24 protein-coding genes are annotated in these 21493 nt (G+C 60.7%); 9 read left to right on the forward strand and 15 right to left on the reverse strand.

The genetic code is table 11. The features are described 5' to 3' along the window. Window positions 1-17 precede the first annotated feature (17 nt). Window positions 18-908, reverse strand: coding sequence for a hypothetical protein (locus KF767_16875; GenBank protein MBX3019564.1), 891 nt, complete (start codon window positions 906-908; stop codon window positions 18-20). Window positions 909-1127: 219 nt separating this feature from the next. Here KF767_16875 and KF767_16880 point away from each other — a divergent pair, with 219 nt between their 5' ends. Continuing rightward, a complete protein-coding gene (locus KF767_16880; protein ID MBX3019565.1) occupies window positions 1128-1550 on the forward strand; it encodes a hypothetical protein in 423 nt (140 codons plus the stop codon). A 208-nt stretch (window positions 1551-1758) separates the two neighbouring features. On the opposite strand, the gene KF767_16885 is transcribed toward KF767_16880, so the two are convergent. From KF767_16885 to KF767_16905, 5 genes are all read right to left on the reverse strand, one after another. Then, window positions 1759-2232, reverse strand: coding sequence for a ribonuclease HI (locus KF767_16885; GenBank protein MBX3019566.1), 474 nt, complete (start codon window positions 2230-2232; stop codon window positions 1759-1761). 221 nt (window positions 2233-2453) lie between these two features. Next, window positions 2454-3422, reverse strand: a complete 969-nt coding sequence (locus tag KF767_16890) for a hypothetical protein (protein MBX3019567.1) — start codon at window positions 3420-3422, stop codon at window positions 2454-2456. Between the two features lie 31 nt (window positions 3423-3453). Continuing rightward, window positions 3454-3966, reverse strand: a complete 513-nt coding sequence (gene gloA, locus KF767_16895; GenBank protein ID MBX3019568.1) for a lactoylglutathione lyase — start codon at window positions 3964-3966, stop codon at window positions 3454-3456. Then, the gene (locus KF767_16900; protein MBX3019569.1) at window positions 3963-5558 is read right to left on the reverse strand and encodes a TolC family protein; all 1596 of its coding nucleotides are present in this window, start codon (window positions 5556-5558) and stop codon (window positions 3963-3965) included. Before KF767_16900 ends, gloA begins: the two co-directional genes overlap by 4 nt. Beyond that, window positions 5552-6316, reverse strand: a complete 765-nt coding sequence (locus tag KF767_16905) for a hypothetical protein (protein ID MBX3019570.1) — start codon at window positions 6314-6316, stop codon at window positions 5552-5554. The genes KF767_16900 and KF767_16905 overlap by 7 nt, the downstream gene beginning before the upstream one ends. A 147-nt stretch (window positions 6317-6463) precedes the next feature. On the opposite strand from KF767_16905, the gene KF767_16910 reads away from it, so the two are divergent. Further along, window positions 6464-6982, forward strand: coding sequence for a hypothetical protein (locus KF767_16910; protein MBX3019571.1), 519 nt, complete (start codon window positions 6464-6466; stop codon window positions 6980-6982). Here KF767_16910 and KF767_16915 read toward each other — a convergent pair. From KF767_16915 to KF767_16925, 3 genes are read right to left on the reverse strand one after another with little or no spacing between them, the layout of a single operon-like run. Beyond that, window positions 6927-7820: a hypothetical protein gene (locus tag KF767_16915; GenBank protein MBX3019572.1), complete on the reverse strand. Its 894-nt coding sequence runs from the start codon at window positions 7818-7820 to the stop codon at window positions 6927-6929. The genes KF767_16910 and KF767_16915 overlap by 56 nt on opposite strands. Further along, on the reverse strand, window positions 7817-8314 hold the full coding sequence (gene purE, locus KF767_16920) for a 5-(carboxyamino)imidazole ribonucleotide mutase (GenBank protein ID MBX3019573.1): 498 nt from the start codon (window positions 8312-8314) through the stop codon (window positions 7817-7819). Before purE ends, KF767_16915 begins: the two co-directional genes overlap by 4 nt. Before the next feature lie 8 nt (window positions 8315-8322). Continuing rightward, window positions 8323-9456 (reverse strand): ATP-grasp domain-containing protein, encoded by a 1134-nt coding sequence (locus KF767_16925; GenBank protein ID MBX3019574.1) that lies wholly within the window; start codon window positions 9454-9456, stop codon window positions 8323-8325. A gap of 159 nt (window positions 9457-9615) precedes the next feature. On the opposite strand from KF767_16925, the gene KF767_16930 reads away from it, so the two are divergent. After that, a complete protein-coding gene (locus KF767_16930; protein ID MBX3019575.1) occupies window positions 9616-10284 on the forward strand; it encodes a hypothetical protein in 669 nt (222 codons plus the stop codon). Window positions 10285-10342: 58 nt separating this feature from the next. Here KF767_16930 and KF767_16935 read toward each other — a convergent pair whose 3' ends face one another. After that, a complete protein-coding gene (locus tag KF767_16935; protein MBX3019576.1) occupies window positions 10343-11281 on the reverse strand; it encodes a hypothetical protein in 939 nt (312 codons plus the stop codon). A gap of 215 nt (window positions 11282-11496) precedes the next feature. Between KF767_16935 and KF767_16940 the strand changes: the two genes are divergently transcribed. Beyond that, on the forward strand, window positions 11497-12546 hold the full coding sequence (locus KF767_16940) for a tRNA-dihydrouridine synthase family protein (protein ID MBX3019577.1): 1050 nt from the start codon (window positions 11497-11499) through the stop codon (window positions 12544-12546). 11 nt (window positions 12547-12557) lie between these two features. On the opposite strand, the gene KF767_16945 is transcribed toward KF767_16940, so the two are convergent. The 3 genes from KF767_16945 to KF767_16955 form a co-directional block, all read right to left on the reverse strand. Next, on the reverse strand, window positions 12558-12812 hold the full coding sequence (locus tag KF767_16945; protein ID MBX3019578.1) for a glutaredoxin: 255 nt from the start codon (window positions 12810-12812) through the stop codon (window positions 12558-12560). A gap of 20 nt (window positions 12813-12832) precedes the next feature. After that, window positions 12833-14032, reverse strand: a complete 1200-nt coding sequence (locus KF767_16950) for a hypothetical protein (protein ID MBX3019579.1) — start codon at window positions 14030-14032, stop codon at window positions 12833-12835. Window positions 14033-14144: 112 nt separating this feature from the next. Beyond that, window positions 14145-14963: a hypothetical protein gene (locus tag KF767_16955; GenBank protein MBX3019580.1), complete on the reverse strand. Its 819-nt coding sequence runs from the start codon at window positions 14961-14963 to the stop codon at window positions 14145-14147. A gap of 224 nt (window positions 14964-15187) precedes the next feature. Here KF767_16955 and KF767_16960 point away from each other — a divergent pair, with 224 nt between their 5' ends. Further along, on the forward strand, window positions 15188-16393 hold the full coding sequence (locus KF767_16960; GenBank protein MBX3019581.1) for a hypothetical protein: 1206 nt from the start codon (window positions 15188-15190) through the stop codon (window positions 16391-16393). Here KF767_16960 and KF767_16965 read toward each other — a convergent pair. Next, window positions 16386-17429 (reverse strand): tRNA-dihydrouridine synthase family protein, encoded by a 1044-nt coding sequence (locus KF767_16965; protein ID MBX3019582.1) that lies wholly within the window; start codon window positions 17427-17429, stop codon window positions 16386-16388. The genes KF767_16960 and KF767_16965 overlap by 8 nt on opposite strands. Next, entirely contained in the window at window positions 17426-17884 is a 459-nt protein-coding gene (locus tag KF767_16970; GenBank protein ID MBX3019583.1) for an EVE domain-containing protein, read from the reverse strand. Before KF767_16970 ends, KF767_16965 begins: the two co-directional genes overlap by 4 nt. 130 nt (window positions 17885-18014) lie before the next feature. On the opposite strand from KF767_16970, the gene KF767_16975 reads away from it, so the two are divergent. From KF767_16975 to KF767_16990, 4 genes are read left to right on the forward strand one after another with little or no spacing between them, the layout of a single operon-like run. Next, entirely contained in the window at window positions 18015-18770 is a 756-nt protein-coding gene (locus KF767_16975; GenBank protein ID MBX3019584.1) for an SDR family NAD(P)-dependent oxidoreductase, read from the forward strand. Beyond that, complete coding sequence (gene fumC / locus KF767_16980) at window positions 18771-20168, forward strand: class II fumarate hydratase (protein MBX3019585.1); 1398 nt, start codon at window positions 18771-18773, stop codon at window positions 20166-20168. It abuts the gene before it with no gap. Window positions 20169-20172: 4 nt separating this feature from the next. Next, complete coding sequence (locus tag KF767_16985) at window positions 20173-21054, forward strand: hypothetical protein (GenBank protein MBX3019586.1); 882 nt, start codon at window positions 20173-20175, stop codon at window positions 21052-21054. Next, window positions 21047-21484, forward strand: a complete 438-nt coding sequence (locus KF767_16990; GenBank protein ID MBX3019587.1) for a hypothetical protein — start codon at window positions 21047-21049, stop codon at window positions 21482-21484. Before KF767_16985 ends, KF767_16990 begins: the two co-directional genes overlap by 8 nt. Window positions 21485-21493 lie beyond the last annotated feature (9 nt).

Raw genomic sequence — 21493 nt, forward strand, 5'->3', positions numbered from 1 at the left:
ACGCGGTACGTGGTACCCTATGCGAAAGAAGCGATGAGGGAGCGCAGGGGCTGGGGCGCGTGGCTTGCGAAGGCGTTCAGGACGTTGAAGTTCAGGAGTTGCTCCAACGGTTGTTCCAGACCCAATAGACGGAAATGAAAGCCGGTTGTGTTTTCGCGGAAGGCGGGATTCAGGTCCGCGCAGATTTTGATCAAGGCGCGGAGGGCTTTACGCGTTTGCGGAGAGACGGACGTGGGGGCCGTCAGTTCTCCCGCGATTTTCAGCATGCGGTCGATGTCCTGATCGCGGAAATCTTCTTGGAAGGCGTTCACCCGCAAGTACGTGAGCATCGCGAACGCCAGGACATAGCTCAAACCCAGATCTTGAATCGCGTTCTTGAGCGGAACGCGGGCGTCCGCCACGAAGAAGTAGGAGTTCGCCTCGTAGAAGGCGCGATGGGCGTTGTCGTCGGCGAAGTGCAGGCCCATCATTTCGACCGAGTTCACGAAGGACTCCTCGCACAGAACGCGCAAGACTTTCGCCTCCGTGGAGTTGTCTTTCGCGGGCCAAGCTTCGCGGAATAAAACGTGCGCCGTTTCGTGCATTAAGAAGTTTTTCTTCAGCGCATCGGCGACCTGGGGCCACTCTGTCGTTTGCGAAACACGCGGGGGAAGTTCCGTGAGGGCGGGGCGGGTGGGCGTGTAGGGAAGAGTCTTCTCTTGGATGTAGATCTCGAGTCGCGCGAGCGGCAGCGCGATGTCGTTCGCCGTAAGACCCGCGCGGTATTTCACTCCCGCCTTCACGCCGAGCTCGCGTACGCGTTGGTAAACGGGATTTTGCGCGAGCAGGAACGCGTCTCCGAAGACGTCTTTCAAGACGTGGGGATTCGTCGTCGGTGAATCGAGTTCGAGGAGTTTTGCGAGTTTCACCTCCTCCGCTTAGCGGGAGTTCGCACTCTCGCACAAGAGGGAGGCTTCTTTCGTGGAGTCTTTCCATCTCGAGGGGCGCGTTGGGTACACGTCGGCCTTTTCTTTCGGGAGCCCGAAAAATTCGATGATGCGGTCCAGTTCCACGCACAAAAGTTTGCGCGCGGGGTATGTGTAAGTTATATGTAAATACAGGACGACGCAAACGACTTGGAGGTCGAAATGTCCGAGCAGGAAGCGCAGCAGACGGAACTGGTGCAACTCATTCAAGAGGCCGACTTGGCCCTGGTCCAGCTGGAGCAGGCGCGCAGCGCGGTCGAAGCCGCCAAACTCGGTTTCGAGTTGGCGAAAGAAGAGCTCGAACAGCGTCGGGATTCCTTTGAGCAGGTCATCGCGCGGGCCGACGACGTGGGAGTCCCACGAAGCAAGCTCAAGAAACTCGCGGAGGAGAGATCCGCGGCCCTTCTCGCGTCGGGCCTCCTCTCTTCTCCGATCACGGGATCGCGGGCCGCCCCAGGTGGCGGCTCCACGAAACCCAAATCCCCACGCAAGAGCAAAGAACCAAAAATTCCTGAAGACCGCTTCACAAGCGACTCAGTGAGCATGGAGTCCCCCTCCCTCGCCGAGCCTCCCGTCTTCAACTAAATTCCCCCATCCCCTCACCTCGGCGGTCCGGATCCCCTCCTGGACCGCTGTCTTCGTTTGGGGCTCACACCAAAACCCGAGGCTCTTCCGATCCTCACATCCACGGTCCGGCCTCCGGACCGTTTTTTTTAAAAGGTAGCTGCTACTTTCTGGAAAGTAGCAGCTACCTTCCGGAAGGTACCACGTACCGCGTGCGGTACGTGGTACCTTAGCGGGTGTAGGTTTGGCGGCAGAGTTCGTCGGCGCGTTGGTTGAGTAGGCACTTGGCGTGCGCGCGGACCCATTTCCATTGCAGGGGCATGTTGACGGCGGCGAAGCGGTCGAGCTGCCAGCTGAGGCGTTCGAGAAGATCGAAATGGAAAACGTCGCGACCGGATTTGCGTTTCCAGCCGTTGTCGCGCCAGCGGAGGACGTCGCGCAGAGCGAGATCGATCAAAATCTGCGAATCCGTGTGAACCACCACCGGGATCGCCGCCGGTAGGCTTTCCAGCGCTTCCACCGCCGCCGTGATTTCCATCCGCAGCGAATCGGTCTGGCGCGCGAGCCCGGTTTTTTCTTCGAGGATGCGACCCGTGTCGCTGATCAGGTAAGCCCAAGCTCCACGGCCCGAGGGCAAGCAGCCCCCATCCGTATGCACCGACAAGAACGGATTCTCCAAAAGTGCACTCCCTTGACGGCGCATCCGGCGCCCCTAGGAAAAGCGTAACGGAAATCCCGCCCTTTCATCGAGAGAAAAATTTCGATGAGCAAAACCGCCAAGACTTGATTTCGTAGGGAGAACCGGACAAGGCGGGGGCGAGGCCCCCCCATCGGAGGCGGGCAAAAAAAAGCCGACTCGCCAGAGCCGGCTTCAAAATAAATCTGAATTTCACTCACCCGACGGGCGAGAGGTCACGCGCCGCTTTAGCGACGCCCGTTCTTCGGGGGAGTCGCCGGTGCGGGGGCCGACTTGCCGTCGGGAGCGGGAACCTTGCGTGCCTCGAGCGGAGCCACGAACGTCGGATAGACGATGTCCCCCTTGATCATGTTGTTCTCGAAGGTCGCCTTCATGCTCCAGCCCGTATAACCCGCGCCGTTCGGCGGGGGCGTGAAGGTCAGCTCGATGGGCGTGCGGTCCCCGTTGTAGATCACGGTGTGGCGCGCGGCCAAAGACAGTCCGTCCTCGCGGCGGTTGTAGCAGACGAGCACGGGCAGGATCTGGCCGTTCACGCTCGTGTCCTCGATACGCATCTGCATATCGACGGTGAACGACGCGTCTTTCTTCCCGTCCATCCGTTTCACGACGGCCTTGTACGAACCTTGGATGGGGAGCAGGATCGCCTTGATGCGGTCGTAAGTTTCGTTCCCGCGGCCTTCGGGCGGCGCGATCACTTCTTTCGAGACAAGTCGCACGTTCAGCATGCCGATCTGGCTGCCTTCGCCGTTTTTCACCGGCGCGCGGAAGATTCCGTCCTGCACGATCCCGCGGATGTACATCGATTCGCCGCCGCCCTGTTGCGTGGTCAGCGTGAGGTCCGAGGTCTCGGTGATCATGGTCGCCGTGAAGTAAGTGTCCACGATGTCGCGATCCAGGCGGGCGAAGCGGGCGCGGAGCTCCGGCTGGTAGCGGATCTCGCCGTCCTGAGTTTTGCCGACGGCGACCTCGGTGTACGAGATCGTCAGCCGCACGTTTTCGATTCGCGCGGGCGTATCGAAGGTGCCTTCATAGACGCCCTGGATACTTTCGTAAGCGCGCACGAGCTTTTCGCGGTTGTTCAGGTCGCGTTTGCGATTCGGATCGGTATCGCTTTGATCGAACGCGCAGGCCGTGAGCGAAAGCGCGATGAAGCCGACGCTTATCACACGGAAGATCACGCCGAAAAACTGTGTCATGGGTTGCCCCCTTTTCCTTTCAAGCCCGGCTTCAACCCAGAAGTCCCGGCTCAACGATTTCAATCCAATAATCATCGGGATCTTTGATGAAGGCGATGTTCTTCATGCCACCCTCACCCATCCGCTTCTGAAAGCGAACGCCCAGCTCTTCAAAACGCGCGCACGCGGCGGCGAGACTCGGCACGCTGACGCAGATGTGGCCGAAGCCCCGCGCCTCGCCGTTGCCGTTCACGTAAGGCGTTTCCGCCTTCTCTTCGGTACCCCAGTTGTGGGTCAGCTCTAGTACCGACTCACGCGCGTTCGTGTAGCGCGCGCGGCCCACCTCGTCCTCGGGAATGTGGGTTCCCTCGGGCACGTAGGCAAGGAAGTAGAGCGAAAATTTCCACTCCGGAAAATCCACTTTCCGCACCAGGCTCATCCCCAAAATGCGACTGTAAAAATCCAAAGAGACCTTCGGATCGCGCACGCGCAGCATGGTGTGATTGAACACGTAGCCCTTGGTCGCGGGGTCGATGCGGGTCGACAGGCCGGGAACGTCGATCATCGCGCGCCCCCTTGCGAGTCGTCGTCCGGAATCAGCTCGTCGCGGCCCGCGGCCCACGACGCCAGCGCGATCTGGTAATCGCCCAGTGCGCGGCTGAAGCTGACCTCGGCGGCGAAGAGCTGATTCAGCGCCTCGACGACGAAGTTGATGTCGGTCCGCCCCTGATTGTAGGCGCGGCTGATCTCGTTGTACGCGCGTTCACGGAGCTGCATCTGCTCGCGCGCGCTGACCGCTTGCGCGTACAAAGTCCGCGTCTGGCGTTCGCTATCCCAGAGCTCGTTCTGGGTCTGCAACTTCATGCGCTCTAGCCGGAGCTTCTCGAGCTCGGCTTGCGCTTTGCGGTTGACGGTTTCTTCGTTCTGCACGCCCGAGCCGAAGTTGTGCTCGAACTTCACGCCCATGTAATACTTCGGACGCGAGCCCGAGAGCGCCTCGCCGACCGAGTCCGCCGCGCGCTCCTCGATGCCCGAGCCGTAAACCTGACCCACGAACGCGAACGCGGGATGCTCTTCGCTTTCGGCGCTTTCGACGCGGGCCTGGGCCGCGTCGGTTTTCAGTTGCTGTGAACGCACGCGGCGCAGTTTTTCGAGTTCCACCGCCGACAGTCGCGGGGGCGGGTTGATCTCGTGCGGGATCTCGAACGTGATGTCGGCGTTGAGCGGCAAACGCAGAAGCTCGACCAAACGGTCCGCATCGCGCAGATACGTCGCACCCGAGGTCTTCGCGTTCTGACGGCGCAGTTCGAGCTCGGCCGAGACCTGCGAAAGCTCGCCCGGCGCCGAAAAGCCCAAGCCGCTTTTACGGCGAACGGTGCTGACGAGATTTTCGTAACGTTCGATCGCCTTCAGGGACTGGCGCATGTTCTCTTGCGAGATGTAGGCGGTCCAGTAAGCGCGAAGCCCTTCGAGCACGGCCGCTTGCAGATCCTGCGCGCGGGTGACGAGGGCCGCGTTCATGTCCATTTCGGCCGCGCGCACGCGGTCGCGATCCGAAACGCCGAACGAGTTCCGCCACAGCGCCTGCTCGAACGTGAAACCGAAGATGTCCTGCGTCTGTTCGGTCGGAAGGGTCGTGAAGGTCGGTGACAGGGGGCTGTACTCGGAGCGGTAGGAGTTCCGCAGCCAGCTCAGTGACGTCGTCGTGCCCGTCGTCCAGCGCTTCGTCAACGAAACGTCCGACTTCAGGATCTGGTCCTCGATGTTGCCGACGCCCGACAGGCTTTCGAAGCGCGAACGCTCGTAGCCGCTATTCGCGCGCAAAAACCAATCGAAGTCTTTCAGCACGCGCGCGAGATCCACACGCGGCAGCTCGGACTTCAGATTCGCTTCGGTGGCGCGATCGGACTGTTTCAGCACCAGGTTCGAGACGTCGGCCTGCTTCAGCACGACCTTCGGAGAATCGATTTTCACCGCCACCGGCTCGAGCTCCGGCGCGGGCGCGATCCGCGGAGTGGGCGCGATCCGCGGAGTGGGCGTCGGCGTGGGCGTCGCCGAATGTTTGGGCGCGGGCGTCGCCGTGGGCTTCGAAGCCGCGGTCTGCGCGAACGCGAAGCCGGGAGCGGTGAGCGCGAAAGCGAGGAGCGCTTTTACCACCGCGCACCCCACACCAGACTGTAAACGGTCGGCGATTCGAACTCGTTTTCGATCTGACGGGCGGCGAGACTCACGTACTGATTGCGGTCGACATGGAACTGCAAAGCGAGGCGACGTGCGCGCTCGTTATAACCTTGGGTCCACTGCGCGAGCTCGGACTCGGACGAATTCTGAATCGTCGAGACCTGATCGAACGACATCCCGAACAACGCCGCCCAGCGCGCGCTGAAGTTCCAGGTCAGGCGCGGCTCTACGCCGTAGCCGATCCACTGGTAACGCACGTTCAAGGGCAAACCGTTCGGCAGCGTCACTTCTTGGTTCGAGACGGCGATGCCGCCGTGACCGAGAACGCCGAAGCGCAGGACGTGCGTTCCGAGCGCGAGCGACTTTTCGAGGCCCGCGCCGAGCCCGAAGGTCGTGAACGCGGGCAGCGAGTTCAGGTTGTCGGGACCGAGCGCGCCGACGGGGCGGGGCACGGTCAGCTGACGTTGGTAAAGCTCCGCTTCCAGAATCCAGTCCCACGCGCGACGCGCGATCGGATTGTATTCGGCTTTCAAGGGCATCATGACCGAAGGTGTTTCGCCCGTGGGCGCGGCGGTCGGAATGTCGCTGAGCTGGCGGAGCGCTTCTTCGCGGACGGACAAGCTTTCCGTCGGCGCAGCGCTGCGCGCGCGGGATTTTTTCGAAGTGGTCGCGGCCTCGCCCGTGAGCGCGAAAACGGCGACGGATGCGGAAATCAGGATGAGCAATGATCTCATTCCAGCCCCCTTAATTGTGGCCGCAATTCACACCTAATTAAGGTCTGAGTCAAATCGGTCGAAGGCCCCCTTCATCAAATGTTGACGGAATGCGACGCGCAGCATTGCGGACTGGCCAACGGAGCGCTCTCGTGATGAATTGCGGTCATGAAAATGAATAAATCTCATATCGCTTTGATGTTCGCCTTCATCCTGATCACGCTCCTCAGCCGTTGGCTCCCCCATCCGCCGAACATGACCGCCGTCGGCGCGCTGGCGCTTTTGTCGGGAGCCCTTTGGGGTCGTCGTATTTGGGCGCCCCTCGTTCCGCTAGCAGTGCTGTTCGTTTCGGATCTCGTCCTTGGTTTCCACTCCACTTTCATTTGGGTCTACGCGGGCTTTGTGCTCGTCGCGCTGATGGGCATGATCGTGAAACCGCAAAAGGGGTGGGGACGTTCGGCGCTCGGCGCGGGACTCTCGTCGCTGGTCTTCTTCGCGATCTCGAACTTCGGGGTGTGGATGGTCGGCGGACTGTACCCGAAGACGGGCGCGGGGCTGATCGAGTGCTACGTGATGGCGCTGCCGTTTTTGCAAAACCAAATCGCGGGCGATCTGATTTTCACCGCGGTCTTTACGCTGATGGCTCGCCGGATTCTGGTGTCGGCTCGAGCTCCTCAGGCGGCATAAACTCGTCGGGCTGCGGCTCTCCCGGAGGTCCCATCTCGGGCGGCGCGAGCGGCATTTGATCGGGTGACGGCGGCAGCGGAATGTCCTCGTCGTCGCCCACCGGATCTTCCGGCAGGCTCGGAAATTTTTCTCCCCGCGCATCGAGCGGGGGACGTCCTTCCAAATCGTCGAACAAGTGCACGAGCTCTTTGCGGTCGTTGATCCGCCACACGTCGAGCTCGTCGTCGTCATCGAGATTCGCGGCCGCGATCGCCTCGAAGCCGTTCGCGTCGGCGGTGCAGTTCATCTCGCAGTAAGATCCGAGCGAACGCATCGAGACGCGAATCGCGGAATCCTGATAGCTCATGTGCGAGTCGGGATCTTCGAACGTCTTCGAGGCTTCGACGGCCTGATCGGTGTCGAAGCGGTCCATGCGATCGCGATACTCGTCCGGCGAAGGTTGGTAAGGATAAAGAAAACCGACCTTCGCGCTGAGTTTCTGCGACGTCGGCATCCAGCCCACGACGTCGAAGTCCGTCGAGTAACGCCCCGACTCGGAGTAGAACGCGCGTTCGGCCGCGTAAAGTCCCGACAGCGAGATCTTGATCTCGGAGCGGATGCGGCGTGCGCGTTCGAGTCGATCCAGATTCGGCGGGACGCTGGTATCGGCGGGGCGCGTGGCGGACGGCGACGCGACCGGCGCCGGCGTTTCGGGAAAAGTCGTTTCGAGAGTCACCGGAGGCTCTTCGGTCGCGACTTCGGGAGCGGGAGCGTCGCTCGCGCGCCACATGCGCCACACGCCTAAAACCAAGAGCAGAAAGAAGACCGCGACGACGGCCTGACGGGTGCGGGGACTCATTTGCGGGCAGAGAGTTCCTTGCGGATGTTTTTATTCATCTGACGGACCTTCGCCCGCTGCGCGCCTTGGTGTTTCTCGAGCTTCGCGCGCAGCTTCGGTGAATCGATGGAAAGAATTCGCGCGGCGATCAGCCCCGCGTTGATCGCGTTGTCGACCGCGACGGTCGCGACCGGCACGCCCTTCGGCATCTGCGCGATCGAAAGAAGCGCGTCGAGGCCCTTCAGTTTTCCCACCGTGATCGGCACGCCGATGACCGGCAGGGTGGTCAGCGAGGCGACCATTCCCGGAAGATGGGCCGCGCCGCCCGCGCCCGCGATGATCAGCGAGTATTTATCGGCGGCGGAGGCGGCGAAGTCGTACATTTTTTGCGGAGTCCGGTGCGCCGACACGATCTCGACGTGGGTTTTCACGCCGAAGGTGGCCAGCGCTTCCGCGGCGCCCTTCATCACGTCGAAGTCAGTTTGGCTTCCCATAATGATCGCGACCGGTTTCATCCGACCCCCTACTTCCGAAAAAGACCGGCGCGTTCCCGCCGGGCGGTTTTATAAAGTGTCTCGAGCGAGGCGCCCGCATAGTTGATGTGACCCATTTTACGGCCGGGACGCGACTCCGCCTTCCCGTACCAATGGAGCCGACCCGTCAAAGGCGCATTCAGGCGCGGCGGAGTTTCGCCCTCGCCCAAGATGTTCGCCATCACGAACGCCTTCGTCAGCGGGACCGGTTGCGGAAGCTTTCCGCCCCGCGCGCACAGCAGATGCATCTGGAATTGATCGAAGCTCAGCGCGTTTTGCGAGTAGTGCCCCGTATTGTGGACCCGCGGCGCGAGTTCATTTACCCAAAGCTCGCGTCCCGTATCGAACATCTCGACCCCGAGGGCGCCGACGTAGTCGATGTCCTTGAGCGCTTTGCGGAAACGCTTCACCATCGCTTCCAGACCGCGGTGTTTGAGCGGTCCCAGAACGAAATCGCAACGGCTGTCGCGCTGACGGCTTTCCACCAAGGGGTAGACGGCGACGTCGCCCGCGCGATTGCGGAAAATCATGAACGCGAGCTCGCGCGAAAACTTCACCGCCTTTTCCGCGATCGCGGGAAAGGGCGCAACGTCGCGCACGCGCGCGAGGTCTTCGGGTTGACGGACGTAAAAGGTCCCGTAGCCGTCGTAACCGCCCTGCGCTTTTTTTAGGACGAACGGATAACCCAGCGTCGCCGCCGCCGTCGCCAGCTCGGTGGGGGAATCCACGCGCACCCACGGTGAGGTCGGAATCTTGAAACGGTCGAGCAGGGCCTTTTGCGTGCGGCGGTCTTGAATTTCGGCCATGACTTCGGGGCGCGGATACACGAAAAGCCGCGGCGTTTCGCGCGCGATCTTCGCGACCACGTTCATATCGTAGAATTCGCTTTCGAAAGTCAGGGCGTCCAGGTCCGCGCAGAACTCGCGCAGGTCGTTCTCGTTCGCGGGGTCCCCTTTTTTCCAGGCGTTCGTGACTTGCGCCGCGGGGTCGTCGGCTTTGCCGCTCATCACCGCGGCGGACATCCCTTGAGGGGCGGCGGCGAGGGCCAGCATTCGCGCCAGCTGTCCGCCACCAAGAAGGCCAATACGGGACGGCAAGCGTTCGGGGGACGTCGTCTCGGGCATGAGTCCTTCTAGACCAGAAGCGCCCGGGAACTCAAGTTTGAAAAACGGGCAAGCCGGGCATTGGGGCGCTAGGGCCTTGGTCGTGGTCCTTGGCCCGGAGCTACCGGGGGCGGCGGGGACTCGTTACCCTGAGAACTCCACGAACCCCGGAGACCCGCAATGAAGAAATTCCTTCTATCCGTCTGTGTGCTCAGTCTGTTTTCGTTCAACGTCATGGCCCAAGACGATTCGGATATCGAAAGCGACACCGAAACGGTCTCGCGTCAGCGCGTGAAAACCAATCCGGACGGATCGAAAGAAGTGGAAGTGCGTTCCGGGAAAGTGCGGCCCGCGCGTCAGGGTGGTCCCCGCGTCGGCGAGATCTACAACGAGGACGTCCACCGCGTCGTCAAACGGGTCGAACCCCTGAACATGACGTCGCTCGGCCTCGGTCCCGCGGTCGTGGGCAAAATCGGGAACGAAAGCGTCTTCTACAGTCTGCAGCTCGCGCGGCACTTCGAAGTGAATCCTTGGGCCGAAATGCGTTTGGGTGTCGGAACCGCGCTCGCCGGTGAGGGCAGCGGCAGCTACAATCACCTCGCGGTCGGCGCGAGTTGGTTTTCGACGAACGAGGACATTTCGCCCCTGTTCGGCGGGGAGTTCGGTTTAGGAATGTTCACGGCGCAAGGGCGTGACGGGGGCGCGGGCTTCCACGCCGGACTGCACGGGGGCGTCCGTTTCTTCCGGACGGCCCGCGCGCAGCTGGGACTCGAGTTTTTCGGTAAGATGATTTTCCACAAGGACGACAAGCCCGTCATGGGCGGTGCGATGGTGACGGCGCTCTTTTAGAGCGCCTGGGTGGTGACAGCGCTCTTCGAGAGAGCGCCCCGCTGTTGACCGCGTTCTTTTAGTGTTCGATGCAGGCGCCGTAGTGTTTCGGATTGGCCGAGACACACGAGCCCGAGGGCTTGCCGCAGCTGATGCCGCAACCGCCGCCGACCTTACACGTCTTGGTCAGACCCAGACGATCTTTGATCGACTTTTCGCAGGTCGCTTTGTCGCCCGCCACGAAATTGTAGAGCTTCGGCGTTTCGACCGTCGCGACCGCGCGGGGCAAAGCCGCGAGGTCCGCCGCCGAATAGCAGGCACCGTAATGCTGCGGATTCGCCGAGGCGCACGAGCCGCCGGGTTTACCGCAGCTGATGCCGCAACCGCCACCCAAAGAGCAAGTGCCCTTCGCGCCGTAGTGATCCGCGATCAGCTTTTCGCAAGCGGCTTTTCCGCCACCCGCCACGAAGTTGAAAAGTTGCGCCGGAGGTGTCGCCACCGGGGCGTTGTTGATATCGGTTTGCGAAACGCAAGCACCGTAGTGTTGCGGGTTCGCCGAAGCGCAAGAGCCCGAGGGCTTGCCGCAGCTGATGCCGCATCCGCCGCCCAAGGAACAGCTGATTTTTTTGCCGGTGTGATCGGCGATTTGCTGCTCGCAGGCCGCTTTGCTGCCGCCGTTCACGAAGTTGATCAGCGACTCGGAGGGCGTGGGTGTCGACGGCGAAGGCGACGTCGGCGGAGTGTAGGGAGTGGGCTCGTAAGCCGTCTCTTCGGTTTCTGCGGATTCTTCTTCTTCGTAAGTGGCAATGTCATCGCCGCCGCCGTCACCTTGAGTGAAGACGCGACCTCCGCCGTCGCCGGCGTTCAGGCTTTCTTGGCAATTGAGGCCATCGCACGAGATGCTGACGAGATCGAGCGACTGAAACCCGGTGCCCGCGCAGTTCTGGAAAAGCGTGAGCGTGCTCAAACCAACGATAAGACAGGCATAGGTCAACCAACGATTAAACCAACGACGCATATGTCCCCCCGACAGGGAGGTGTGATGCAAACGTGATGCGCGGTCCGCTTTCACAAATTCGCGCCGATCCGGGACGCGAGCGCCAACGTCGGCGCAAGCCGCCCCGAACGTCACGTCTTGAAACGTCGACAGGGTCTTAGCCTGTCCGTGCGTTCGACAATCAACTTGCCGGGCGTTTCTTGACATCAACGAAGGAACGGGCGAACTCCAAGGGCATGACGACCGAACGCCGTGCCCTGTTGGGCGGCAAAGTGAACTTCCCGCTGTGTCTGGCCCCGATGGTCGGTCTGTCCCACGTCGTTCTGCGGATGATACTACGGTCTTACTTACCGGCGGGCGCGGTGACGCTTTGGCCGACCGAGATGCTGAATTCACGTAAACTTCCGTTCGAGGATTTCGCGCGCGTCCCGGAAACCTACAAAGGCGAAGGTGAGGGCGAACTCGTTCCGCAGATCCTGGGCAACGAGGCCGAACCCATCGGTCGCAGCATCGCGCGGCTGACCGATTGGGGCGCGGAAGGGATCGACATCAATATGGGATGCCCCGTGCAGAAGGCGCTTCGGCACAACTACGGCGTCGCGCTGATGGGGGATCCGGGTTACGCGAGTGAGGTCGTCGCCATGGCCCGTGCTCAAACGAAACTTCCGGTTTCGGTGAAACTTCGCGCGGGCAGCCAGGGCGACTTCGGATTCTTAGAGACCTTCGCGAAAGGACTGACGAAAGCGGGCGCCGATTGGTTGACGCTGCATCCGCGCACGCCCGAGCAAAAACGCCGCGGTCAGGCGGATTGGTCGCAGATCCGGCGGTTGCGGGACAGTTTGGATGTCCCCGTCATCGGGAACGGCGACATCCAGATCACGGAGGACGTTCACCGCATGATCCAAGAGACCGGCTGCGACCAAGTGATGGCGGGACGCGCGTTGGCGGCGCGGCCGTGGATGATGTGGCAGCTCGGCGAAGAACTGGGCTTCGCGAACCCCGCCGGTCGCGAGGGCCGTGCGCCACGCACGCGCGAGGAAGAGGGCGCCGAGTACGGCCGCATGTTGCTTCAATTTCTGGATTTGGCGCCGCAATACTTCACCGAAGAGCAGGCGCTACGGAAATTTCGCTTCTTCGTGCGGACGACGTCCGTCTGGCTGCCGTTCGGGATGAACTTGGTTTCCATCAGCACGAAGGAAAGAACGATCGCGGACATCCGGCGCGAGACCGCCCGTTACTTCGAGCAGTCCATCGAGATGTCCGCGCGGACCGAGCTGCGGCAGTAGCCGCGGCCGGTTTACGCCAGCATGGATTCGAGTTTGCCGTCCTCGTCGAGCTGGCGCAGATCCGTATAGCCGCCGATGAGTTTGCCATTGATCAAGATGATCGGAAACGTGCTCCAGCCCGTCTGCTGTTTGATCTTCATCATCTCATCCATGTTGCCGGTCAGATCGATGGTCTCAAAGGCGATGCCACGATCTTCCAGGAAGTTTTTCGCGGCGACGCAGTAGGGGCAGGGGTTTTTCGAATACATCGTCACTTTCGAGGCCATGGGGACTCCCTTCGGAAAGATTACTTCGTTTTCGGCTGTGCGAGCTTCGACAGTTCGGCCAGCTTCGCCTGAACGTCCTTCGGCAGGTGCGTTCCGGCGCTTCCGGTATACCCCATAAATAGGCTTTCTTCGAGCGACTTATAACAGCTGCGCGACCAAATTGAATGCGGCACGCGGCGCACGCAGGTTTCGAAGTAATTCTCGTGCAGCGAGGTCATGGTGGTGTCGCGGGTCGCCTCGTAGGCTTGGCCGGTCAGCAGCAGCACCTTCCCGAGCTGCGCTTTGGACAGATCCGTCCACAGAATCTGGTGAAGTTCGGAAAGACCGCGCAAAAGATCGATGTCGCCGCTACGATCGGTTTGGCCTTGCTGGGCGGCGCGGCCCCGTTGGACCAATTTTTCCGCGAAGGCGATGCGATCCGCGACCTTGGGATTTTTGGGAGTCTTTTCGCGCTTCCAGTCCCGCAGCGAAGTCAGCCACGAGTCCGAGGCCTGGCGGATGAAGAAGGGGAGGTGTTCGGATTTGAGCACCTGCTCGATCACCTTTTGGGTTTTGTCGGGATCGCGTTGGAACTTCACCGTGATCGCCAGCGAATAGCGAAGGGCGCGGTCATAGTCGTAGAAATTGAATTTCTCCTTCTGACCGACCTCGAGCGTCTTCATGAATTCCGCCAGGGCCGCGTCGAATTGACGGACCGCCAACAGATATTCGCCGCGTTCGAGCGGGCGTAGGCGCTGCAAGGTCTGCGTCAGGTCGGGGCTTTGGAAGGCGGGCCCCGAGGCCGTGCGGGTATGGCACTCGATGCAATAACCGGTCAGATTGACGAGCGAGTAACGGGCGTAATCGTATTTGCCTTCACCGAAGGCCGCGTCGGCGTTCTGGATCTCTTCACGCAGGCCTTCCGACAAAAAGCCGAACGAAGGATCGAGCTTCGTTTTGAACTCGGCATGATTCACTTGGCGCGAAATGTCGTTCAGGCGGTGCAGATCCTGCTTGATACGTGAAGCGTTCGCCGCCGACTCGAAAGACTGTTTGTCGACGACGAAGGGAAGCAGTCCTTCCATGGTGAGTTTCATATTCTGCATGCTGGCCTGGATCGGCACGGGCGTCGCCGCGTTCATCGACGGATCGGTCACGGGCTGCGGAGGTTTGTTCGCGCAAGCAGAGAGAATGAGAGTCGGAATCAAAATGCGGCAGAAATTCATCCATGAAATAGTCATGGAAAGGATTCTAAGTTCGGGAGGTGAAGGGAGCAAAGCTTAACGCGGTTGGAAGAGAGGGGAAAAGTTCCCAGAGAGTGTCGTCGACCGCGAGGCGGTGACGCAGAGAGAGTTACGCCAGCTGGCGTTCGTCCGACGAGTCTTTCGACTCGTCGGTTTGGGCGACGACTTCGGCGTCGTCATCGGCGTGGTCTTGGTCTTCATCTTCATCGTCGTCACGGCGGGCGGGAGCGTTTTTCTTCTCCACCTCGTGAATCTTGATGGCCATGCTGGTCGCGATGACGAGCACGATCGCCAAGGGATCGAAAATCAGGACGAACAACAGAATGAAGATCTTCGCGACCGAGTCGACGGGCGCGTCGAAGCTGTCGGCGACGTAGATGATCGGTCCGACTTCGCTCCGGTGCGAAAGCGCTTCGACTTTCGTCTTCGATTGATCCGCCAAGTTCTGGTTGATCTTGTCCTGCAGCGAACGCAGGTGCGGCTCGGCCTCACGTTGCAAAGCGATTTTGCGCGCGATCCGGTCCGGCGGAACTTCGTCGATGTAAGCCTGAATCCGCTTCATCTCTTTCTCGAGATTGACACGTTCCCCTTCGAGGGTCGCCAGGCGCTGGTCAGAGATCTTCATGTCCTGCGAGGTGCGCTGATACGCGCTCGACAGGTAACCGAAGATCCCCATGCTGGTGATCCCCGACAGCACGATGATCGCGCCGGTCAGGTAGGACCGCATCAGGAAGTTGGTGTCCTTCCAGTAGCGGTACAAGAAACCGGCCGAGACGAGCTTCGCGAATTCCAGCGCCGAGGCCATGACGCCCACGGCGATCGCCGAACCCGCGAACAACTTCGCCAGACCGATCACGGAAAAGGCCGCGGCGATCAGCGAGATCGACAGCCCCGAGATGGCAAGCAGAATGACGTACGCTAAACTCATGCTTTGCTTGTCGGTCCGAAGGGGGCGACGTTCAGGTCTAGAAAATCATTTCACGATCGTAAACCCCGTCGAACGTCTAGGCGGATTGACCACCTGCTGGGCGGTCGACTTTCACGTCTGAGAAATCGGCGTTTCAGGCTGAAACGAAGGCGACATCCATCGGGCTTTGAAGTGCCAGAGCGGTTTATGCTGATCCCGGGTAGGTGGCGATGCGAGGAGACTCCATGGCCCGCAACATCGTATTCGTCCTGGTTCTTGGTCTGGTCGCCGTCAGTTTTCAAAACTGCTCGCAGGCGAACTTCGACACGCAACCCGAGACCCTCGAAAATCCTTTCAACAACGGGACGCTGACCGTGAACAACGCCACGGGCGAAAAGACGTTCACGATCCGGGCGGATACGGAGCTTCGTTACCCGACGGACGTGCTGTTCGTCATCGACGAGTCCGTCTCGATGAACGCGATCGCCACCGAGGTGCGCGAGGGCTTCGCGAAACTCGCCGGCCACGCCTATCCCGCGAACACGCGCATGGCCGTGACGAATATGGCGCCGGCGCTCTTGAACGGTTCGACGCCGCAATTCACCACGGCCTACAAAAACAGCGCGGGCGTTTCGGCGCAACCTGGATTTTTACGTTTGGTTTCGCGCGCGGGGGTCGACAGCTTCCGTACGTCTTACCCTTCCTCGGCGGGACAGTTTCCGGTGAAGGGTTGCGCGAGTTCGTGGTTCACCCCCGAGATGAAAGACGAAGGCGGCGTTCCCTGTTTGGTCGGCGCCGCGCAGATCGCGCAGTTGGCGACGGGGATCGAGGCCGGCGTCACCTCTTTCAAACAGCTTTTGCAGAAGGCGGGGATGCAAGACGCGAAACTTTTCCGCAAGGACGTGGCCCTGACCGTGATTTTCGTTTCGGATACGCACGACGCCGGCGGCGCGTACTACGGGAAAACCGGTGCGGAAGCCTCGATGATCAGCTACGCGGCCCTACGCCAGATGGTCTACCAGCACGAGCCCACATTGAAGGGCCTGAAGTTCAACGCCATCGTGCCGCTCCCGCGCGCGACGAATTCCGTCTTGAATGGTGTGAACGTCATCGGCAATTTGCCCCTGACCGCCGAGGAGGAAATCGTCAGCGGCGAAGCCGTGAATGGCTACTCTTATCTGCCCTTCGTCGCGGCGTCGGGCGGCTCGGCGATGCATATCGCGAAGAATGATTGGGGCACGGCCATCGCCGAGATGGTGAAAGACATCGGCGTCTTGCAGGTGCCGGTGTTGAAACTCGCGGTGGTCGCCAATGAGATTCACGAAGTGAAAGTGAACGGCGTCGTGCTGACCCCGGCGCAGTACACGCTTCAGGCCGACAAACAGACGATCCAGATTCCACGTCAGGCGGGCTGGGGTCGTTACCTCGACATCCAGGTGCTGTTCAAATAGGGGCGCCGAGCTCCGCCGGGAGCTCGCGCGAGCGCGCGGAACCGGGAATCGAAAAAAGCTCCCGCACTTCGGTGGGGGTTTTCACGATTTTCACCTGATCGAAGGCGGCGGCGGCTCCCGCGCAGTCCTTCGCCATCGAGCGGAGCATCTGTTTCACCCGCGCCACCGCGAAGGCCTGCGGGTTTTTCACGAGCGGCGTTTGCTCCGAGGCCATCAGAAGCGCCAACAGGAGCGCCCTTCGGCGGGGCCATTCGTCGGCGACGCCCGCATCCAGGCCTTTGATTTTCAAAGCGAGCCAGGGGTCGGTCAAAGCGGAGCGGCCGATCATCATGTCCGCGCAGCCGCTGATCGCGCGGCAGGCGCGGGCGTCATCGGCGGTCCAGATGTCGCCGTTCACGATCAGGTTCAGATTCACGACCTCGCGGATGCGCGGAAGCCAAGTCCAGTCCACGGGCGGTTGGTACATTTGTTTTTTCGTGCGGCAGTGAACGGTCAGCGCTTCGGCGCCGCCCTCGCTGACGGCGCGCGCGTTCTCGAGGCAGAGCGACGGGTCCATGAAACCCAGCCGCATCTTCGCGGTGACGGGAAGATCGGCGGGGAGCGCGGCGCGAACTTTCGAGACCATCTCGAACAGACGTTCCGGCTTTTGTAAAAGCGCGGCGCCGCCATCGTGACGGTTCACGGTGGGGGCGGGGCAGCCGAAATTCAGATCAATCCCCGGAGAGCCCAGCTCCACCGCGCGCACGGCATTTTCCGCCACCCAGTTCGCGTCGCCACCCAGAAGCTGGACGATGAGTTTCGTCCCGTTGGGGGTGCGGGTCGTGTGCCCGCGCGTGAACGCGACCTCGAGCTCCGGGCACTCGCGAAAGAAAACATGATCGGGAATTTTCTGGTTCGTGACCCGGATGAACTCCGTAAAAACCTGGTCGTACCCGCCCACCCGTGTCCACAAATCGCGGACCGTGGCGTCGACGACGCCTTCCATGGGAGCGAGGTAAACTCGCTCCTTGGCATTGGCGAGGTCAACTTGGCTCATCCGCGGGCCATCTTCAGGACGGTCTCGAATTCCGCGGCGGTCACGGGCTGCACCGACAAACGCTGTCCGCGTTGCAGAAGCGCCATCTTCGCCAGGGACTTCGTCCCGCGCAGAGTTTCGAGCGGCAAAACGTCCGGGAACTTCTCGACGAATTCCACGGGGACGCAGTTCCAGCGGGGATTTTCGCGGGTGGATTTCGCGTCGAAGTACTCCGACTTTTTGTCGAACTGAGTGGGGTCGGGAACGGCGGGGCCGGCGACTTTGGCGAGGCCCGCGACGCCGGGGGGCTCGGCGTTCGAGTGATAAAACAGCACAAGATCACCGGGTTTCATGGCCTGGGTCATGAAGTTGCGTGCCTGATAATTACGCACACCCTCCCAGAGGCTTTTCTTGTCTTTTTTGAGGTTCTCGATCGAGTAGACCTCCGGTTCCGATTTCATCAGCCAATAGGCCATCGACACATCCTCCCAAAGCCCGAGGATGTAGCAAAACGCCCTCGGCAAGGTCAATCACGGTCCTAATGCGGAAGCCCGGGATTCAGGGCGTCTTTGCCTCTGAGCGCCTGGGGGTCTAGAATAGACCCTTATGGAAAAAGGCACGGTCTTTATCTCGGGGGCGACGGCAGGCATTGGTGCCGCGACCGCCCGCAAACTCGCGATGGCGGGTTACGCGCTGATTTTGACCGGTCGTCGCGAAGAGCGTTTGCAACAGATCGCGAACGAACTCGCGGAACAAACCGAAGTCCGCGTCGCCGCGCTGGACGTTCAAGACGCTCAAGCGATCCGCGCGCTCTTCGACGCGCATCCCGAGTGGTTGGGCGAAACGACGGTCCTCGTGAACAACGCGGGCCTCGCGGCGGGCACGGATAAAATGCAAGACGCCGATCCCGCGGACTGGGACCGGATGATCGACACGAACATCTCGGGGCTTCTGCATCTGACCCGGCACTTTCTGCCGTCGATGATCGCGAAGCGCGAAGGCCACATCGTGAACCTGGGCTCGGTGGCGGGCCGTCAGGTGTATCCGGGCGGCGGCGTTTACTGCGCGACGAAGTTCGCCGTGCGCGCGTTGACCGAAGGTCTGCGCATGGATCTGGCGGGCACGGGCGTGCGCGTGACGAACATCTCGCCCGGCATGGTCGAGACCGAGTTCTCGGAAGTGCGCATGGGGAACGCGGTGAAAGCGAAAGCGGTTTACCAGGGCATGACGCCGCTTTCGGCCGAGGACATCGCCGACGCCATCTACTGGGCGATCGAACGGCCGAAGCATGTGAACATTCAAGAGCTGGTGATTTATCCCACCGATCAAGCGGGCATTGGCCTCGTCAGCAGGAGTACATAAATGGAATTTCGGACCGAAAAAGACACGATGGGGGACGTTCAAGTTCCCGCCGACAAATTCTGGGGCGCGCAGACGCAGCGCTCGCTCGGTAATTTCAAAATCGGCGGCGATCGTTTCCCGCGCGAGATGATCAAGGCGCTCGGCACGTTGAAGAAGTGCGCGGCTTTGACGAACTCGAAGCTGGGACTGCTTGATCCCAAGAAAACCGATCTGATCGTGAAGGCGGCGGACGAGGTCATCAGCGGCAAACTCGACGCGCACTTTCCCCTCGTCGTCTGGCAGACCGGTTCGGGCACGCAGACGAATATGAACGCCAACGAGGTCATCGCGAACCGCGCGATGGACATGATGGGCGTAAAGCTCCCTTCGAAAGAAGTCCACCCCAACGACGACGTGAATAAGGGCCAGTCGTCGAACGACACCTTCCCCACGGCGATGCACATCGCGGTCGCGGACCAAATCCATTCGCGTTTGATCCCCATGGTGACGAAGCTGCAAAAAGCGATCGCCGCGAAACAACAAGAGTTCGACGGCGTGGTCAAGATCGGCCGCACGCACTTGATGGACGCGACTCCGCTGACGCTCGGCCAAGAGTTCTCGGGCTACGCGACGCAACTGTCGCACGGTCTGAAGCGCATCCAGAACACGCTTCCGCATCTGCATGAGCTCGCCATCGGCGGCACGGCGGTGGGCACGGGACTGAATACCCATCCGAAGTTCGCCGTGGAAGTCGCGGCGGCCATCGCGAAAGAGACCGGCCTGCCCTTCACCTCGGCCGAGAATAAATTCGAAGCCTTGGCGACCCACGATGCGTTGGTCGAAGTCAGCGGTGCGCTCAAAACGCTCGCGGTTTCTTTGATGAAGATCGCGAACGACATCCGTCTGCTGGGGAGCGGTCCGCGCTCGGGCATCGGTGAATTGAACCTTCCCGAAAACGAGCCCGGCTCGTCGATCATGCCCGGTAAAGTGAACCCCACGCAGTCCGAAGCGATGACCATGGTCTGCGCCCAGGTCATGGGGAACGACGTCGCGGTCGCGGTGGGCGGTTCCAACGGACACTTCGAGCTGAACGTCTTCAAGCCCGTGATCGTCTTCAACGTTTTGAACAGCGTTCGTCTTTTGGCCGACGCCTGCGAGTCCTTCTGCGACAACTGCGTGGTCGGCATCACCGCGAACACGAAAAACATCAAAGACCACCTCGAAAAGTCGTTGATGCTCGTGACCGCGCTGAACCCGTACATCGGCTACGACAAAGCGGCGCAGATCGCGAAGACCGCGCACAAAAACGGCACGACCTTGAAAGAAGAAGCGGTGAAGTTCGGCTACCTGACCGCCGAGCAATTCGACCAATACGTCCGTCCCGATGAGATGATCGGGCCCCTTGCGGACGGGAAGTGATTTGATGGATCCGGTTTTAGAGAAAGCGGAATGGCTGAAGCAGATGGAGTCGGGGGACATTCGTCCCTACGTCTTCGTGCGTCCCGAGAACCGCATTCAAAATCCCGGAACCCGCCATCGTCTGGACTGGTTTCCGAACGAGCCGATCTACAAAGATCCGCTCGATCTGGGGCAACTTGAATTCGCCGAGCAGATTTACGATCTGGAACATAAGGCTTTCGGTCCGTCGAATCTGCAGATCCCGCGCTGGGTGTTTTACGATTGCGCGGTGATGCCCGGCTTCGTGGCGGGCTTCGCGATGAAGTCGTCGAAACTGCCCGACGCCGTCAAAAAGGTCCTTCGTCACGATCCGAAATTCGATTGGACGCCGCTTTCGCTTTTCATCATCATCCCGACGATGAAAAAGGGCGAGTGGGTCGCGCACAACCTGTGCGCGGTGAACTCCATCCTGCCGGAGCAGGATCGCTTCTACGGTTTGGGCTTTTTGTCGAAGGCCTTCGGTTTGTGGTACGCGAACGTCGAAACCTGCTGCGGGATGACCCAGTGGGGGAGCCCCGCGCTGAAGCTGCACTCCCACTTCGGCCATTTGCAAATCCTGACCTCGTACACGCCCGTCCATACGCATGCCGAAACGATCACCTACCGCTCGGAAGTCAATATCGAGTGCTGGGAGAAGTTTTTCACCCGCGAACCGGATCTTGCGTTCTTGGAAAAATACGAACCTTCGGGTATTGTGCTCGATCCGACCGCGAAAGATTCGCAGATCGCGCTGCAACAGAAAATACAAAATGGTGAAGGCCCGTTCTACTTGAACGCGGCCCAAATCGCGGAACAGAAACTGACCGAGCCTCTTTCGGTCTATAGAATGAAAGGTAACCATGGCTGAATCTACACTGGCTGAACTTCCTGCCGTTGCGAAGTCGATCTATCTGGAGTGCAAGAAGTGCGAGGCCGAGCGTTACCACAAGGTTTTGGCGCACACGACGGCGACCTCCGCGAAAGTGGAGTGCGAGGTCTGCGGTTCGAAAAAGACCTACAAGCTGCCCTCGGCGAAAAAGGCCGCGGCCAAGAAACCCGGCACCGGTAAACCCCGCGTGGCGCGCGCTTCGAAAGCCGAAGAGCACAAGAACGAATTCGAGAAGCTCATGGGTGGCAATGGCGAAGCCCAAAAGTACAACATGAAGCTTAAGTTCGAAAACAACGCGAAGATCGACCACCCGAAATTCGGAATGGGCGTCGTGCGTTCGTCTTTGAGCGACAAGATCGAAGTCGTCTTCCAAGACGAAGTCCGTAACCTCGTTCACAACCGCGGTTAATAGATCTTC

It is taken from the genome of Pseudobdellovibrionaceae bacterium (genome assembly GCA_019637875.1).
In the GTDB taxonomy this organism is placed as follows: domain Bacteria; phylum Bdellovibrionota; class Bdellovibrionia; order Bdellovibrionales; family Bdellovibrionaceae; genus JAHBUW01.

Coding starts and splice junctions, on each gene's coding strand:
- KF767_16945 (MBX3019578.1), bottom strand. CDS start 12,812: ATGGCCTCGAAAGTGACGATGTATTCGAAAAACCCCTGCCCCTACTGC.
- KF767_16915 (MBX3019572.1), bottom strand. CDS start 7,820: ATGAGTCCCCGCACCCGTCAGGCCGTCGTCGCGGTCTTCTTTCTGCTC.
- KF767_16955 (MBX3019580.1), bottom strand. CDS start 14,963: ATGAGTTTAGCGTACGTCATTCTGCTTGCCATCTCGGGGCTGTCGATC.
- purE (MBX3019573.1), bottom strand. CDS start 8,314: ATGAAACCGGTCGCGATCATTATGGGAAGCCAAACTGACTTCGACGTG.
- KF767_16965 (MBX3019582.1), bottom strand. CDS start 17,429: ATGAGCCAAGTTGACCTCGCCAATGCCAAGGAGCGAGTTTACCTCGCT.
- KF767_16880 (MBX3019565.1), top strand. CDS start 1,128: ATGTCCGAGCAGGAAGCGCAGCAGACGGAACTGGTGCAACTCATTCAA.
- KF767_16950 (MBX3019579.1), bottom strand. CDS start 14,032: ATGACTATTTCATGGATGAATTTCTGCCGCATTTTGATTCCGACTCTC.
- KF767_16960 (MBX3019581.1), top strand. CDS start 15,188: ATGGCCCGCAACATCGTATTCGTCCTGGTTCTTGGTCTGGTCGCCGTC.
- gloA (MBX3019568.1), bottom strand. CDS start 3,966: ATGATCGACGTTCCCGGCCTGTCGACCCGCATCGACCCCGCGACCAAG.
- KF767_16975 (MBX3019584.1), top strand. CDS start 18,015: ATGGAAAAAGGCACGGTCTTTATCTCGGGGGCGACGGCAGGCATTGGT.
- KF767_16935 (MBX3019576.1), bottom strand. CDS start 11,281: ATGCGTCGTTGGTTTAATCGTTGGTTGACCTATGCCTGTCTTATCGTT.
- KF767_16985 (MBX3019586.1), top strand. CDS start 20,173: ATGGATCCGGTTTTAGAGAAAGCGGAATGGCTGAAGCAGATGGAGTCG.
- KF767_16905 (MBX3019570.1), bottom strand. CDS start 6,316: ATGAGATCATTGCTCATCCTGATTTCCGCATCCGTCGCCGTTTTCGCG.
- KF767_16890 (MBX3019567.1), bottom strand. CDS start 3,422: ATGACACAGTTTTTCGGCGTGATCTTCCGTGTGATAAGCGTCGGCTTC.
- fumC (MBX3019585.1), top strand. CDS start 18,771: ATGGAATTTCGGACCGAAAAAGACACGATGGGGGACGTTCAAGTTCCC.
- KF767_16970 (MBX3019583.1), bottom strand. CDS start 17,884: ATGGCCTATTGGCTGATGAAATCGGAACCGGAGGTCTACTCGATCGAG.
- KF767_16930 (MBX3019575.1), top strand. CDS start 9,616: ATGAAGAAATTCCTTCTATCCGTCTGTGTGCTCAGTCTGTTTTCGTTC.
- KF767_16990 (MBX3019587.1), top strand. CDS start 21,047: ATGGCTGAATCTACACTGGCTGAACTTCCTGCCGTTGCGAAGTCGATC.
- KF767_16910 (MBX3019571.1), top strand. CDS start 6,464: ATGAAAATGAATAAATCTCATATCGCTTTGATGTTCGCCTTCATCCTG.
- KF767_16885 (MBX3019566.1), bottom strand. CDS start 2,232: ATGCGCCGTCAAGGGAGTGCACTTTTGGAGAATCCGTTCTTGTCGGTG.
- KF767_16925 (MBX3019574.1), bottom strand. CDS start 9,456: ATGCCCGAGACGACGTCCCCCGAACGCTTGCCGTCCCGTATTGGCCTT.
- KF767_16940 (MBX3019577.1), top strand. CDS start 11,497: ATGACGACCGAACGCCGTGCCCTGTTGGGCGGCAAAGTGAACTTCCCG.